The organism is Pseudomonas sp. Marseille-QA0332 (assembly GCF_054950175.1).
Window position 1 is genome coordinate 222,009 of record NZ_CM143106.1, and the last position, 12,797, is coordinate 234,805.

At 63.6% G+C, this 12,797-nt stretch carries 14 protein-coding genes and 1 pseudogene; 13 read left to right on the plus strand and 2 right to left on the minus strand.

Annotated features, from left to right (window positions below):
• Positions 1–92 precede the first annotated feature (92 nt).
• Genes rluC through ACY8GK_RS01000 form a run of 3 tightly spaced genes read left to right on the plus strand, consistent with a single transcriptional unit; the run spans position 93 to position 2,770 of the window.
• Positions 93–1,049, plus strand: coding sequence for a 23S rRNA pseudouridine(955/2504/2580) synthase RluC (rluC, locus tag ACY8GK_RS00990; protein WP_462402046.1), 957 nt, complete (start codon positions 93–95; stop codon positions 1,047–1,049).
• Positions 1,039–1,698: an HAD family hydrolase gene (locus ACY8GK_RS00995; protein WP_196180362.1), complete on the plus strand. Its 660-nt coding sequence runs from the start codon at positions 1,039–1,041 to the stop codon at positions 1,696–1,698. Before rluC ends, ACY8GK_RS00995 begins: the two co-directional genes overlap by 11 nt.
• 22 nt (positions 1,699–1,720) lie before the next feature.
• The gene (locus tag ACY8GK_RS01000) at positions 1,721–2,770 is read left to right on the plus strand and encodes a S49 family peptidase (RefSeq protein ID WP_462402047.1); all 1,050 of its coding nucleotides are present in this window, start codon (positions 1,721–1,723) and stop codon (positions 2,768–2,770) included.
• A gap of 132 nt (positions 2,771–2,902) precedes the next feature.
• Here ACY8GK_RS01000 and ACY8GK_RS01005 read toward each other — a convergent pair whose 3' ends face one another.
• On the minus strand, positions 2,903–3,481 hold the full coding sequence (locus ACY8GK_RS01005) for a Maf family protein (protein ID WP_196180365.1): 579 nt from the start codon (positions 3,479–3,481) through the stop codon (positions 2,903–2,905).
• Positions 3,482–3,575: 94 nt separating this feature from the next.
• Between ACY8GK_RS01005 and ACY8GK_RS01010 the strand changes: the two genes are divergently transcribed.
• From ACY8GK_RS01010 to tmk, 10 genes and pseudogenes are all read left to right on the plus strand, one after another.
• On the plus strand, positions 3,576–4,103 hold the full coding sequence (locus ACY8GK_RS01010) for a YceD family protein (protein ID WP_196180367.1): 528 nt from the start codon (positions 3,576–3,578) through the stop codon (positions 4,101–4,103).
• Between the two features lie 13 nt (positions 4,104–4,116).
• A complete protein-coding gene (rpmF, locus tag ACY8GK_RS01015) occupies positions 4,117–4,299 on the plus strand; it encodes a 50S ribosomal protein L32 (protein WP_196180369.1) in 183 nt (60 codons plus the stop codon).
• A gap of 3 nt (positions 4,300–4,302) precedes the next feature.
• The gene (gene plsX, locus ACY8GK_RS01020) at positions 4,303–5,313 is read left to right on the plus strand and encodes a phosphate acyltransferase PlsX (protein ID WP_462402048.1); all 1,011 of its coding nucleotides are present in this window, start codon (positions 4,303–4,305) and stop codon (positions 5,311–5,313) included.
• Between the two features lie 123 nt (positions 5,314–5,436).
• Positions 5,437–6,375, plus strand: a complete 939-nt coding sequence (gene fabD / locus ACY8GK_RS01025) for an ACP S-malonyltransferase (protein WP_462402049.1) — start codon at positions 5,437–5,439, stop codon at positions 6,373–6,375.
• 16 nt (positions 6,376–6,391) lie between these two features.
• Positions 6,392–7,132, plus strand: a complete 741-nt coding sequence (gene fabG, locus ACY8GK_RS01030) for a 3-oxoacyl-ACP reductase FabG (protein ID WP_196180375.1) — start codon at positions 6,392–6,394, stop codon at positions 7,130–7,132.
• A 202-nt stretch (positions 7,133–7,334) separates the two neighbouring features.
• Positions 7,335–7,571 (plus strand): acyl carrier protein, encoded by a 237-nt coding sequence (acpP, locus tag ACY8GK_RS01035; RefSeq protein ID WP_196180377.1) that lies wholly within the window; start codon positions 7,335–7,337, stop codon positions 7,569–7,571.
• A 152-nt stretch (positions 7,572–7,723) separates the two neighbouring features.
• Complete coding sequence (gene fabF, locus ACY8GK_RS01040) at positions 7,724–8,968, plus strand: beta-ketoacyl-ACP synthase II (RefSeq protein WP_196180379.1); 1,245 nt, start codon at positions 7,724–7,726, stop codon at positions 8,966–8,968.
• Entirely contained in the window at positions 8,968–9,783 is an 816-nt protein-coding gene (pabC, locus tag ACY8GK_RS01045) for an aminodeoxychorismate lyase (protein ID WP_196180381.1), read from the plus strand. Before fabF ends, pabC begins: the two co-directional genes overlap by 1 nt.
• A 3-nt stretch (positions 9,784–9,786) precedes the next feature.
• Positions 9,787–11,022, plus strand: coding sequence for an endolytic transglycosylase MltG (gene mltG / locus ACY8GK_RS01050; RefSeq protein ID WP_196180383.1), 1,236 nt, complete (start codon positions 9,787–9,789; stop codon positions 11,020–11,022).
• Positions 11,023–11,032: 10 nt separating this feature from the next.
• Positions 11,033–11,326: pseudogene (tmk, locus tag ACY8GK_RS01055) on the plus strand (dTMP kinase); the annotation flags it as partial.
• A 469-nt stretch (positions 11,327–11,795) separates the two neighbouring features.
• On the opposite strand, the gene ACY8GK_RS01060 reads toward tmk, so the two are convergent.
• Entirely contained in the window at positions 11,796–12,206 is a 411-nt protein-coding gene (locus ACY8GK_RS01060; protein ID WP_462402050.1) for a hypothetical protein, read from the minus strand.
• Between the last annotated feature and the right edge of the window lie 591 nt (positions 12,207–12,797).

The following is a 12,797-nucleotide window of genomic DNA, read 5'->3' on the forward strand; positions in this document are numbered from 1 at the left end:
TTGCCGCTGGCCTGCCGCGCAAGGCGGCGTTCGCGAATATAGCAGTAATCATTAAGTGCTTCAAATCCATAAAAAATTGTTATGATTCAGCCATGACGACCAATACCCCCCCGACCTCCGGCGTCCAGCTGATAGAGGTCGCGCCCGAGCTTGCCGGCCAGCGCATCGACAATTTCCTGATCACCGCACTCAAGGGCGTGCCGAAGACACTCGTCTATCGCATCCTGCGCAAGGGCGAGGTCCGGGTGAACAAAGGGCGGATCAAGCCCGAGTACAAGCTGCAGGCCGGCGATATCGTCCGTGTGCCGCCGGTGCGCCTGCCCGAGCGCGACGAGCCGGCGCCGGTGGCTCAGGGGCTGCTGCAGCGCCTGGAAGCGGCCATCGTCCATGAGGACAAGGCCCTGATCGTGCTCAACAAGCCGGCCGGCATCGCCGTGCATGGCGGTAGCGGGCTGAGCTTCGGGGTCATCGAGGCGCTGCGCCAGCTGCGTCCGGATGCCAAGGAGCTGGAGCTGGTGCATCGCCTGGACCGTGATACCTCCGGCTTGCTGATGATCGCCAAGAAGCGCAGCATGCTGCGTCACTTGCACGCCGCGCTGCGTGGCGATGGCGTCGACAAGCGCTACATGGCCCTGGTGCGCGGGCACTGGCCGACTTCGAAGAAACAGGTCAGCGCGCCGTTGCAGAAAAGCAACCTGCGCTCGGGCGAGCGCATGGTCGAGGTCAGCGATGAAGGCAAGGAGGCGCTGACGCTGTTCCGCGTGCTGCGCCGCTTTGGTGAATTCGCCACTCTCGTCGAGGCGCGTCCGATCACCGGACGTACTCACCAGATTCGCGTGCATGCCTTGCATGCCGGGCACATGATCGCTGGCGACAGCAAGTACGGCGACGAGGACTTCAGCCGCGAGATCCGCGAGCTGGGCGGCAAGCGCCTGTTCCTGCATGCCTATGCCCTGACCGTGCCGCTACCCGATGGTGGCGAGCTCAGGCTCGAGGCGCCGGTGGATGAAACCTGGGCCAGGACGGTGGAGCGTCTCGGTGCGGCATGACTATCGACTGCTGATCTTCGACTGGGATGGCACCCTGGCCGATTCCATCGGGCGCATCGTCCAGGCCATGACCGTCGCGGCCGAACTGGCGGGCGAGAGGCCCCGCGACGAGGCGGCGATCAAGGGCATCATTGGCCTGGCGCTGGACGAGGCCATCGTTACCCTCTACCCGCATCTCGATGTGAGGCAGGTCGCGGTGTTCCGCCAGCACTATGCCGAGGTCTATACCGACATGGATCGCCAGCCATCGCCGCTGTTCGAGGGGGTGCGCGAGTCGCTGGAGGCGTTCCGCGCAGACGGCTACCGGCTGGCCGTGGCCACCGGCAAGGCGCGACGCGGGCTCGACCGGGTATTGCGTGCCAATGGCTGGGAGTGCTATTTCGACATCACGCGTGCCGCCGACGAGACGCGCGGCAAGCCGCATCCGCTGATGCTCGAGCAGATCCTCGCACACTGCCAGGTCGAACCGCGGCAGGCACTGATGGTCGGAGACTCTGCCTTCGATCTGTTGATGGCGAGCAATGCCGGCATGCACTCGGTGGCGGTCGGCTATGGTGCCATGTCGCTGCAGGCGTTGAGCGAATTCGGTCCCCAGGTCTGCATCGATCGTTTTTCACAGTTGCGCGAGTGGCTGGCCGGGCCAGCGTGATTTTTCCCGAAGGTAGGCAGGCATGACTGACGAATGGAAAGCTCCCGATTCCGGCAAGCCGGGTGAATGGAAGGCCTCGGCTGACGAGGCGGGCGAGCAGTGGGGTGGGCGCGACGCGCACGAACGCGAGGAGCGCAGCAGCTGGAAGCTGCTGGAGACCACCTTGCTCGCCAGTGTGCGGGAGCAGCGCCGGGCGCGGCGCTGGGGGATCTTCTTCAAGCTCCTGACGTTCGCTTATCTGTTCGGCCTGCTGGTGCTGTTCTCGCCATTGATCGATCTGGAGAAAACGGCGTCGGGTGGCGCCAGCCACACCGCCCTGGTGGAAGTGCGTGGCGTGATCGCCGACCAGGAGGCGGCCAGCGCCGACAATATCGTAGGCAGCCTGCGCAAGGCCTTCGAAGATGCCGGCACCAAGGCCGTGGTGCTGCGCATCAACAGTCCCGGTGGCAGTCCGGTACAGGCTGGCTACGTGTATGACGAGATCCGCCGCCTGCGCACCGCGCATCCGCAGATCAAGCTGTATGCGGTGATCGCCGATCTTGGTGCATCGGGTGCCTATTACATCGCCAGTGCCGCGGACGAGATCTATGCGGACAAGGCGAGCCTGGTCGGCTCCATCGGTGTCACCGCGGCTGGCTACGGCTTCGTCGGGGCGATGGAAAAGCTCGGCATCGAGCGACGCACCTACACGGCCGGCGAGCACAAGGCATTCCTCGATCCGTTCTTGCCGCAGAAGCCCGAGGAAACCGAATTCTGGCAAGGCGTGCTCAATACCACCCATCAGCAGTTCATCGCCAGCGTCAAGGCTGGCCGCGGCGAGCGGTTGAAGGACAAGGAGCATCCCGAGCTGTTCAGCGGGCTGATCTGGACCGGTGAGCAGGCCAAGGCCCTGGGCTTGGTCGATGGCCTGGGCAGTGTCAGCTATGTGGCGCGTGAAGTGGTGGGCGAGAAGACCTTGGTGGACTTCACCGTGCAGGAGTCGCCCTTCGATCGGTTCTCCAAGCGCCTGGGCGCCAGCGTGGCCGAGTACCTGGCCATGTGGATGGGGTTCGCGGGACCTTCGTTGCGCTGAGTTGACGAGGCAAAACCGCTCTTGCGCCATCGACCGGTGCTTGCAGGCCGAGGTGCCGGGCCGCTCGTGATGGGCGCAAGACGACCGTCGCCCTGAGCGCTAACGGCAGTCGCCTCGCGGGCCCAACGGTGTTCAGGGCACCATCACGCCTTCCTCGAGCAGCATGTCCACCAGCCTGATCAGGGGCAGCCCGACCAGGCTGGTCGCATCGCTGCCGTGCGTCTCGCGAAACAGGCTAACGCCCAGCCCTTCGGCCTTGAAGCTGCCGGCGCAATCAAAGGGCTGCTCGGCATGCAGGTAGCGCTCGACGCGTGCCAGGTCCAGTTCCCGCATGCTGACGGTGAACGGCACGCAATCGACCTGACATTGCCCGGTGGCGCTATTGAGCAGGGCAAGGCCAGTCAGGAACGTGACCTGCTGGCCGCTGCTGGCCAGCAGCTGTTCGCAGGCGCGATCGAAGCTGTGTGGCTTGCCGAGGATCTGCTCGCCCAATACCGCGACCTGGTCGGAGCCGATGATCAGGTGCGCGGGATGCGTGGCGGCCAGCGCCTGTGCCTTCTGCCGGGCCAGGCGGCGCACCAGCCCGGCCGGCGGCTCGTCGGTCAGGCGCTGTTCGTCGATGTCGGGGCTCGCCCAGGTGAACGGCAGGCGCAGCCTTTGCAGCAGTTCGCGACGATAGATCGAGCTTGAAGCCAGTAGCAGGGGAAGCATGATAGACTCCTGGTCAGATATCCCGATTCTACCACGCCCGATGCCACCGAATTCCTTTGACAGGGGCGGGGGGCATCCATAGAATGCTGCGCCTATGTTGAATGACCCGATTCCACCTCACGTTGACCCGCGCAAATTGGCTGATCGCGGCGTGACCCTCAAGGGTTCGCTTGCGCTTGCCGATTTGGAAAGACTCTGCGACCCGCTTTCCGACGATGTCGGTACGGTGCAGGCACAATTCGATTTTGAGCGAGACGAACAGGGCGTTGTGGTGTTCCACAGCGAACTGGATGTCGAGGTCAAGATGGTCTGCCAGCGTTGTCTTGAGCTGGTCACCCTGCCGATCCACAGCGAGTGCACCTACGCCGTGGTGAAGGAGGGTGCGAATACCCAGTCGTTGCCGAAAGGCTATGACGTGCTGGAACTGGGCGAGGATCCTTTGGATCTGCAGGCGCTAATCGAGGAGGAGCTGCTGCTCGCCTTGCCTATCGTGCCTGCTCATCATCCGGAAGAATGCCAGCAGCCGGCGGGCGCCGATGAGCCCGACCCGAGCAAGGACGAGGTATCGCGGTCCAACCCGTTCAGTGTCTTGGCGCAGTTAAAGCGTGACCCAAACGTTTAGGAGTTAATCAATTATGGCTGTTCAGCAGAACAAAAAATCTCGCTCTGCACGTGACATGCGCCGTTCCCACGACGCTCTGTCGGAAAATGCACTGGCGGTCGACAAGGCTACCGGCGAAGTTCACCTGCGCCACCACGTTTCGCCTGAAGGCGTATACCGTGGTCGCAAAGTGATCGACAAGGGCGCTGACGAGTAATCCTTGTCTGCCCGGATCATCGCGATCGACGCAATGGGCGGGGACTTCGGTCCCCGCAGCATTGTCCAGGCGTGCATCGCCTCTCTTGCCGCCACCCCCTCGCTTCACCTGACCCTCGTCGGTCAACCTTCCCTGCTTGAAGAACTTGTCGGTGGCCAGTCGGCCGCGGATCGCGCGCGCCTGCGCATCGTCGCTGCGAGCGAGGTGATCGGCATGGACCAGCGGCCTTCCCAGGCGCTGCGGGGCAAGCCGGATTCGTCGATGCGCGTGGCGCTCGAGCTGGTGCGCGACGGCAAGGCCCAGGCTTGCGTGAGTGCCGGCAACACGGGTGCGCTGATGGCGCTGTCGCGCTCCATCCTCAAGACCCTACCGGGCATCGACCGACCTGCCATGGTCGCGGCGATCCCCACCGAAACCGGCTATTGCCAGTTGCTCGACCTGGGTGCCAATGTCGACTGCAGTGCCGAACACCTATATCAGTTCGCGGTCATGGGCTCGGTCGCCGCCCAGGCCCTCGGGATCGAGCGTCCCCGCGTGGCGCTGCTCAACGTCGGTACCGAGGACATCAAGGGCAATCAGCAGGTCAGGCTGGCTGCCAGTCTGCTGCATGGAGCTCGTGGGCTGAACTACATCGGTTTCGTGGAAGGTGACGGCTTGTACCGGGGCGAGGCCGACGTTGTGGTCTGCGACGGTTTCGTCGGCAACATCCTGCTCAAGTCCAGCGAGGGCCTGGCCACCATGATCGGCGCGCGAATCCAGGCGCTGTTCCGTGGTGGCTTGCTCGCCAGGGCCGCCGGTGCGCTGGCCATGCCGCTGCTGCGGCGGCTGCAGGCCGATCTCGCGCCGGCCCGGCACAATGGTGCCAGCCTGCTGGGCCTGCAAGGGATCGTGATCAAGAGCCATGGTTCGGCAGGCGTGCAAGGTTTCCAGAGCGCGATCGAGCGGGCCTTGATCGAAATCCACGAGAACCTGCCGCGGCGCCTGCATGGTCGCCTGCAGGACCTGTTGCTTTAGGCGAGACCTTTGAAATGGTTAAATGTGACCGTTTGGTCGCACTCGTCATCCAAGCTTTTCAGTTTCCGTGCGCCTGCCAGCGGCAGTGCGCGCTTCATCGACAAAATCACAAGGGCTTGTTAAATGTCTGCATCCCTCGCATTCGTCTTTCCCGGCCAAGGTTCCCAGTCGCTGGGCATGCTTGCCGAGCTCGGTGCTCAACATCCGCTGATCATCGAGACTTTCCAGGAAGCCTCCGAAGCCCTGGGTTACGACCTATGGCAACTGGTCCAGCAAGGCCCGGAAGACCAGCTCAACCAGACCGACAAGACCCAGCCGGCGATTCTCACCGCCTCCATTGCCCTGTGGCGCCTGTGGCTGGCCGAAGGCGGCGCGCGACCGGCATTCGTCGCCGGGCATAGCCTGGGCGAATACAGTGCGCTGGTCGCCGCTGGCAGCCTGACGCTCAAGGAAGCGGTCAAGCTGGTCGAGCGTCGTGGTCGGCTGATGCAAGAGGCCGTGCCGGCCGGGCATGGCGCCATGGCAGCCATTCTCGGCCTGGAGGACGCCGATGTGCTGGCCATCTGCGCCGAGGCGGCGGAAGACGAGGTGGTCAGCGCGGTCAATTTCAACTCGCCTGGCCAGGTGGTGATCGCTGGCAACAAGGCCGCGGTGGATCGCGCCATCGAGCTGTGCAAGGCCAAGGGCGCCAAGCGCGCCTTGCCGCTGTCGGTCAGCGTGCCATCACATTGCGCGCTGATGAAGCCGGCTGCCGAGCGCTTCGCCGAAGCGGTCGGCGCCATCGCCTGGCAGGCGCCGCGGATCCCCGTGGTGCAGAACGTCACCGCCGCGGTCGCCGCCGACCTGGCCGGCCTCAAGCAGGATCTGCTGGCCCAGCTCCATCAGCCGGTGCGTTGGGTCGAGTGCGTTCAGGCGCTGGCCGCCAAGGGCGCCGTCAATCTGGTCGAGTGCGGGCCTGGCAAGGTCCTGGCGGGGCTGAACAAGCGTTGCGCCGATGGCGTGACCACCTACAACCTCAATACCCCTGACGCCTTCGCCGCCGCCCGTGCGGCGCTGGCCTGACATTGGAGAAGCTTGCATGAGCCTGCAAGGTAAAGTTGCATTGGTCACTGGCGCCAGCCGTGGCATCGGCCAGGCCATTGCCCTCGAACTGGGTCGCCAGGGCGCCACCGTGATCGGCACCGCCACCTCGGCGTCGGGCGCCGAGCGCATCGCCGCCACGCTCAAGGAGCACGGCATTGCCGGCACCGGCCTGGAGCTGGACGTTACCCGCGAGGACTCCGTTGCCAGCGTGCTCGAGGCCATCCAGGCGCAATTCGGCGCGCCAGCCATCCTGGTCAACAATGCGGGCATCACCCGCGACAACCTCATGCTGCGCATGAAGGACGATGAGTGGTTCGACGTGGTCGACACCAACCTCAACAGCCTCTACCGTCTGTCCAAGGGCGTGCTGCGTGGCATGACCAAGGCCCGCTGGGGCCGTATCATCAGCATCGGTTCGGTGGTCGGCGCCATGGGCAATGTCGGCCAGGTCAACTATGCTGCCGCCAAGGCCGGCCTGGAAGGCTTCAGCCGTGCCCTGGCGCGCGAAGTCGGCTCGCGGGGCATCACCGTCAACTCGGTGACCCCTGGCTTCATCGATACCGACATGACTCGCGAGCTGCCTGAAGCGCACCGCGACGGCCTGCTGAGCCAGATTCCGCTGGGTCGCCTGGGCCAGGCCGAGGAGATCGCCAAGGTGGTTGCGTTCCTGGCGTCCGACGGCGCAGCCTATGTCACCGGCGCCACGGTGCCGGTGAACGGCGGGATGTACATGTAAACCTGCAACTCAATGTGACGGATTGCTTCGAAAAAAAGTCATACTCGAAGGCGAAAATCCGTTATAAAGCTGCAACCAGATTCCAGGCAGGGGGCTCGGTCCCCGTTGCGAAGGCGCGTACCGCTTGAAAAGCGGACGTCTTCCTATAAACTTGGCACCGGCCAGCTGCCTGACATATGTCCACTAGGAGTGAAAACAAGGTATGAGCACCATCGAAGAACGCGTCAAGAAAATCGTCGCCGAGCAACTGGGCGTCAAGGAAGAGGAAGTGACTGCCGCAAAGTCCTTCGTCGATGACCTGGGTGCCGATTCGCTTGACACCGTCGAGTTGGTGATGGCTCTGGAAGAGGAATTCGAAACCGAGATTCCTGACGAAGAAGCCGAGAAGATCACTACTGTTCAAGCTGCCATCGACTACGTCAAAGCCCACCAGGCCTAAGACTGTGTAGTCGTCGCATCTTGTCGGGAAAAACCGCACTGCCTTTGCCGGCGTGCGGTTTTTTCTTTGCAGGATTCGGGGATTCCGTCGGCCCGCATCGTGATCGCGATGTCCGGGGAGGCGGGTCCTGTCATTGAAAAAAGGAGAGTACTGTGTCGCGTAGACGCGTCGTGGTCACCGGTATGGGCATGCTGTCTCCGCTGGGTACGGACGTGCCGAGCACCTGGCAGGGCATTCTGGCTGGCCGCAGCGGCATCGGTCCGATCGAGCATACGGACCTGTCTGCCTACTCCACCCGTTTTGGCGGCTCGGTGAAAGGCTTCGATGTCGAGCAATACCTGTCGGCCAAGGAAGCCCGCAAGCTCGACCTGTTCATCCAGTACGGCCTGGCGGCCGGTTTCCAGGCGGTACGCAATGCCGGCCTGGAAGTCGATGACGCCAATCGCGAACGGATCGGCGTGGCCATGGGTTCGGGCATTGGCGGGTTGACCAATATCGAAGAAACCAGCAGGACCTTGCACGAGCAAGGGCCGCGGCGGATTTCGCCATTCTTCGTGCCGGGTTCGATCATCAACATGATTTCCGGCTTCCTGTCGATCCACCTGGGTCTGCAGGGGCCTAACTATGCCATTTCCACGGCCTGCACCACGGGTACGCATTGCATTGGCATGGCCGCGCGCAACATCGCCTTCGGCGAAGCCGACGTGATGATCGCCGGTGGTGCGGAGATGGCGGCCTGCGGACTGGGCATGGGCGGTTTCGGCGCCTCGCGGGCACTGTCCACCCGCAACGACGACCCGACCCGTGCCAGTCGGCCTTGGGACAAGGGCCGCGATGGCTTCGTGCTGTCCGATGGTGCCGGTGCCCTGGTGCTCGAGGAACTCGAACACGCCAAGGCGCGTGGTGCCACGATCCATGCCGAGCTGGTCGGTTTCGGCATGAGTGGCGATGCCTACCACATGACCTCGCCACCCGACGATGGCGCCGGCGCCGCCCGCTGCATGGCCAATGCCTTGCGCGATGCGCGGCTGGACCCGGCCCAGGTCAGCTACATCAACGCCCATGGCACCTCGACGCCGGCCGGCGATCTGGCCGAGGTCGCGGCCATCAAGCGGGTCTTCGGCGAGCATGCCTACAAGCTCGCGGTCAGCTCGACCAAGTCGATGACCGGCCATCTGCTGGGTGCCGCGGGTGCGGTGGAAGCGATCTTCAGCGTGCTGGCGCTCAACAGCCAGGTCGCTCCGCCGACCATCAACCTCGACGAGCCCGACGCAGGCTGCGACCTGGACTTCGTCGCCCATCAGGCGCGCAGCATGCCGATCGACGTGGTTCTGTCGAACTCCTTCGGCTTTGGCGGTACCAACGGCTCGCTGGTATTCCGCCGGTTCGTCGACTGATGCACAGCTGGATCGATGGCCTGCCGATGACTGCGGTCAACCTGCAGAACCGGGGCTTGGCCTATGGCGATGGGCTGTTCGAGACCATCGCCGTGCGTGCCGGTCGTCCGAGCCTGCTCGAGCGGCATCTGCAACGCCTGGCACTGGGCTGCCAGCGCCTGGCGATTCCACTCGAGCTGGCGCAGGTCCGGGACGAGCTGCTGCGCTTTTCCAGCCAGCTGGGCGACGGCGTCGCCAAGCTGGTCCTGACCCGCGGTGACAGCCTGCGTGGCTACGCGCCGGCAGCCGATGCCCCGGCGCGACGCATCCTGCTGGGTGCGCCGCCGCCGACCTATCCCGCACGTCACGCCGAACATGGCGTGCGCCTGCATGCCTGCCGCACGCGGCTCTCGGAGCAACCGTTGCTGGCAGGGCTCAAACACCTCAATCGCCTGGAGCAGGTGCTGGCGCGTGCCGAGTGGCAGGACACCGAACACGCCGAAGGCCTGATGCTCGACCAGCATGGCCGGGTGATCGAGGGCGTCTTCAGCAACCTGTTCCTGGTTCGCGACGGTGGCCTGCTCACGGCCAGTCTCGAGCGCTGTGGCGTCGCCGGCGTGATGCGTGCCGCGCTGCTCGACGAAGCCGTGCGGCTGGGGCTCGATGTCCAGGTCGGCGACCTGGCGCTGGTCGACCTGGAGCGGGCCGACGAAGTCTTTCTCTGCAACAGCCTGTATGGCATCTGGCCGGTAACAGGCCATGCCGCGTCAAGCTGGCCCGTCGGGCCCGTGACCCGTAGACTGCAGGCCATTGCCCATACGCTACTGGATGCCTGATTCGTGAGACGTCTATTTCTCCTGTTGCTGGAGACCGCATTGATCCTCGCTGGACTGGCCCTGGGCTGGTCCGCCTGGAAAGTCGGCACGGTCGTCGAGCAACCCCTGGCCGTCAGCCAGGAACGCATGCTGGACGTGCCGACCGGCACGACACCCAACCGAATGTTCTACCGGATGCAGCAGGACGGCCTGCTCGAGGATGCCTTCTGGCTGCGCCTGTACTGGCGCTTCAACATGGCTGGCACGCCGCTGCATACCGGGGAATATCGACTGACCCCAGGCATGACCGTCGAAGACCTGTTCGACGCCTGGCGCCGTGGTGACGTGGTGCAGTACAACCTCACGCTGGTCGAAGGCTGGACCTTCCGTCAGGTCCGCGCGGCCGTGGCTCGTCACGAAAAGATCAAGCAGACCCTTGCCGGGCTGTCCGACAACGAAGTCATGGAGCGGCTCGGCCATGTCGGTGTGTTTCCGGAAGGACGGTTCTTCCCCGACACCTATCGCTTCGTCCGCGGCATGACCGATGTCGAGCTGCTGCAGCAAGCCTACATGCGCCTGGAGGAAGTGCTGGCGCGGGAGTGGGCAGGGCGTGCCCCCGATCTGCCTTACCGTGATCCCTACCAGGCGCTGATCATGGCTTCGCTGATCGAGAAGGAAACCGGGGTGCCCCAGGAGCGCGGGCAGATCGCCGGCGTGTTCGTTCGGCGTCTGCAGCTGGGCATGATGCTGCAGACCGACCCGACCGTGATCTACGGCATGGGCGAGCGCTACAACGGCCGCATCACCCGTGCCGACCTGCGCGAACCGACCCCGTACAACACCTATACCATGACCGGCCTGCCGCCGACGCCGATCGCCATGGTCGGGCGTGAAGCCATCCATGCCGCGCTCAACCCGGCACCTGGCAACAGCCTGTACTTCGTCGCCCGGGGCGACGGCAGCCATGTGTTCTCGGACGACCTGGACGATCACAACACCGCGGTACGCGAGTACCAGCTCAAGCGCCGTGCCGACTACCGCTCCAGCCCGGCGCCCCAGCCGCGGCCGGAAGCTGACCGGGGAGCGCGATCGGACGCCGCGGGGCAGGCGACGGATGACCAGCCGAGCACGACGGAGCCTGGCGCGCCAGCGGATCGAACGCTGCGACCGTCGATCGATCCGGTGCCGCGCGACAGTGAACCGACGCCGCCCGGCGAACCTGCACCGGCCACCGGGCCGGCAGCGGATCAACCTCAGTAAAGGAATGCCCGTGAGCGGTTTGTTTATCACCCTGGAAGGCCCCGAAGGCGCGGGCAAGAGCACCAATCGCGACTACCTGGCGGCCAGGCTTCGCGCGCATGGCATCGAGCTGGTACTGACCCGCGAGCCGGGCGGAACGCCACTGGCTGAACGCATCCGCGAGTTGCTGCTGACGCCAAGCGACGAAAGCATGGCGGCCGATACCGAACTGCTGCTGGTGTTCGCGGCGCGGGCGCAACATCTGGCCAGTGTCATTCGTCCTGCGCTCGCACGCGGGGCGGTGGTGCTGTGCGATCGTTTCACCCCTTGACTATTTCGGAACCGGTACTGGTGTAAACCGAGGTTGCAGCAACAGTTTTTTATGGCCTAGACCTGCGACCCAGTAAAATCAGGATGTCTAGCGACTCCCAGACACCGATCCCCCGAATCTATTCAGATTTCTGCTCAAAAATGTAAACCCTAAAGCCGTTCGTCTAGTGATTTGCCGATATGTAAACCACTTTCGGCGAAAACGGCATGATCCGCTTTCTCTGTTTTTCTCGAAAATGTAACCCCCGCCAACAAGCATCTCCTGGCCGCTATGGCCAACCCAGCAGAAAACCCGCCTTGGGGATCCACCCTCCCAGCTAGTCGGTCACCCAGGCAAGGGTGCTCACAAGCCACTCGCGATCTCTTCCAGCTCCTCACGGGGAATGTCTCGCAGGCCCAGACTCTCCACGATCCTCTTGCCTGTCGCTGACAGGTAGCCGTGAATAGGGAGTATGTAGGCTATGTCATATACGAAGCCTGACTGGCCCTGCTGAGGATCGATGTGGGCAAGAAGTTGCCTCTGATAGGTAGAACGCCTGATGGGCCAGGTCGAGCTTGTCCGTTGGAACCACCCCTCGTTCTGGCCAAGCATCTTCGCGCAGAGAGAACTTCTCCCGATTCGCAACCACGGCAAGGATGCAGAACTGCTGATAGGTGAGGGTCTCGGCGATTGCGAGCAGGTGATTGGCCTCTGCTGGCTGGAAGTCGGGCTTGAAGACCAGGTTGGTAAAGAAGCGGGCGATGTACTCCAGCTTCTTCCGCTCGTGCTCCTGTTTGGCGGCCAGCAGGACGCCTTCGAACAATTCCTCCCCAGGAGAGGGTTGGTCGTCTCCCTTCCTCTCGAAGAAATCGTCATCACGAGGGTTCTCCCACAACAGCCGCTCCCGTCGATGGCAAGTGCTGCAACGCCTCCTGCCTTGTGTTGCTCTCGCGTCGACAGCATCCGGTGAGCAATGTCATCAATGACAATTTCGCAGGCTTTAGCGGCTGCGGCGCCGGCCGCTGAGACTGTTACCCCTGCCACAGTGCCGGCAATGAGCGCGGATACTACAGAGCCGACGCTGGCACCTGCGATACCGGAGCCTTTTTCAGCAGGCTGACAGCCTTTCCATCCATCTTCATCCTTCCCCCTTTAGTTGAGCTGAGGTTGGCACAGTTAAAGCTATGCAGAGTCAGCCATAAAAGACTCTAATGCGTATGGCGTCGATAGTTGCGACGTTGATCCCAGGCGGCTCATTGCAGAGACATGGATGCGAAATACGAGTCGGCCGAGCCCTGTGGATGGCGTCCGGCGTAGTCTCAGGCGAGCTGGCCGGGCGGTACGAACCTTTTTCACACCCATTTACACCCATTTCAGGGAAGCGCGTTCAGCACACCCTGCCGAATATCCTGCCCTTCGGTTTTGATGTAGTAAAAGAGGCTTGGATCCGCTCTTGGAGCGGGATCTATCCAGAGGGGGTTGGGTG

Bases quoted from the DNA above. Each gene is read 5' to 3' on its own strand.
- rluC (WP_462402046.1), top strand. From the start codon at position 93: ATGACGACCAATACCCCCCCGACCTCCGGCGTCCAGCTGATAGAGGTC.
- ACY8GK_RS01000 (WP_462402047.1), top strand. From the start codon at position 1,721: ATGACTGACGAATGGAAAGCTCCCGATTCCGGCAAGCCGGGTGAATGG.
- ACY8GK_RS01005 (WP_196180365.1), bottom strand. From the start codon at position 3,481: ATGCTTCCCCTGCTACTGGCTTCAAGCTCGATCTATCGTCGCGAACTG.
- ACY8GK_RS01010 (WP_196180367.1), top strand. From the start codon at position 3,576: ATGTTGAATGACCCGATTCCACCTCACGTTGACCCGCGCAAATTGGCT.
- rpmF (WP_196180369.1), top strand. From the start codon at position 4,117: ATGGCTGTTCAGCAGAACAAAAAATCTCGCTCTGCACGTGACATGCGC.
- fabD (WP_462402049.1), top strand. From the start codon at position 5,437: ATGTCTGCATCCCTCGCATTCGTCTTTCCCGGCCAAGGTTCCCAGTCG.
- fabG (WP_196180375.1), top strand. From the start codon at position 6,392: ATGAGCCTGCAAGGTAAAGTTGCATTGGTCACTGGCGCCAGCCGTGGC.
- acpP (WP_196180377.1), top strand. From the start codon at position 7,335: ATGAGCACCATCGAAGAACGCGTCAAGAAAATCGTCGCCGAGCAACTG.
- pabC (WP_196180381.1), top strand. From the start codon at position 8,968: ATGCACAGCTGGATCGATGGCCTGCCGATGACTGCGGTCAACCTGCAG.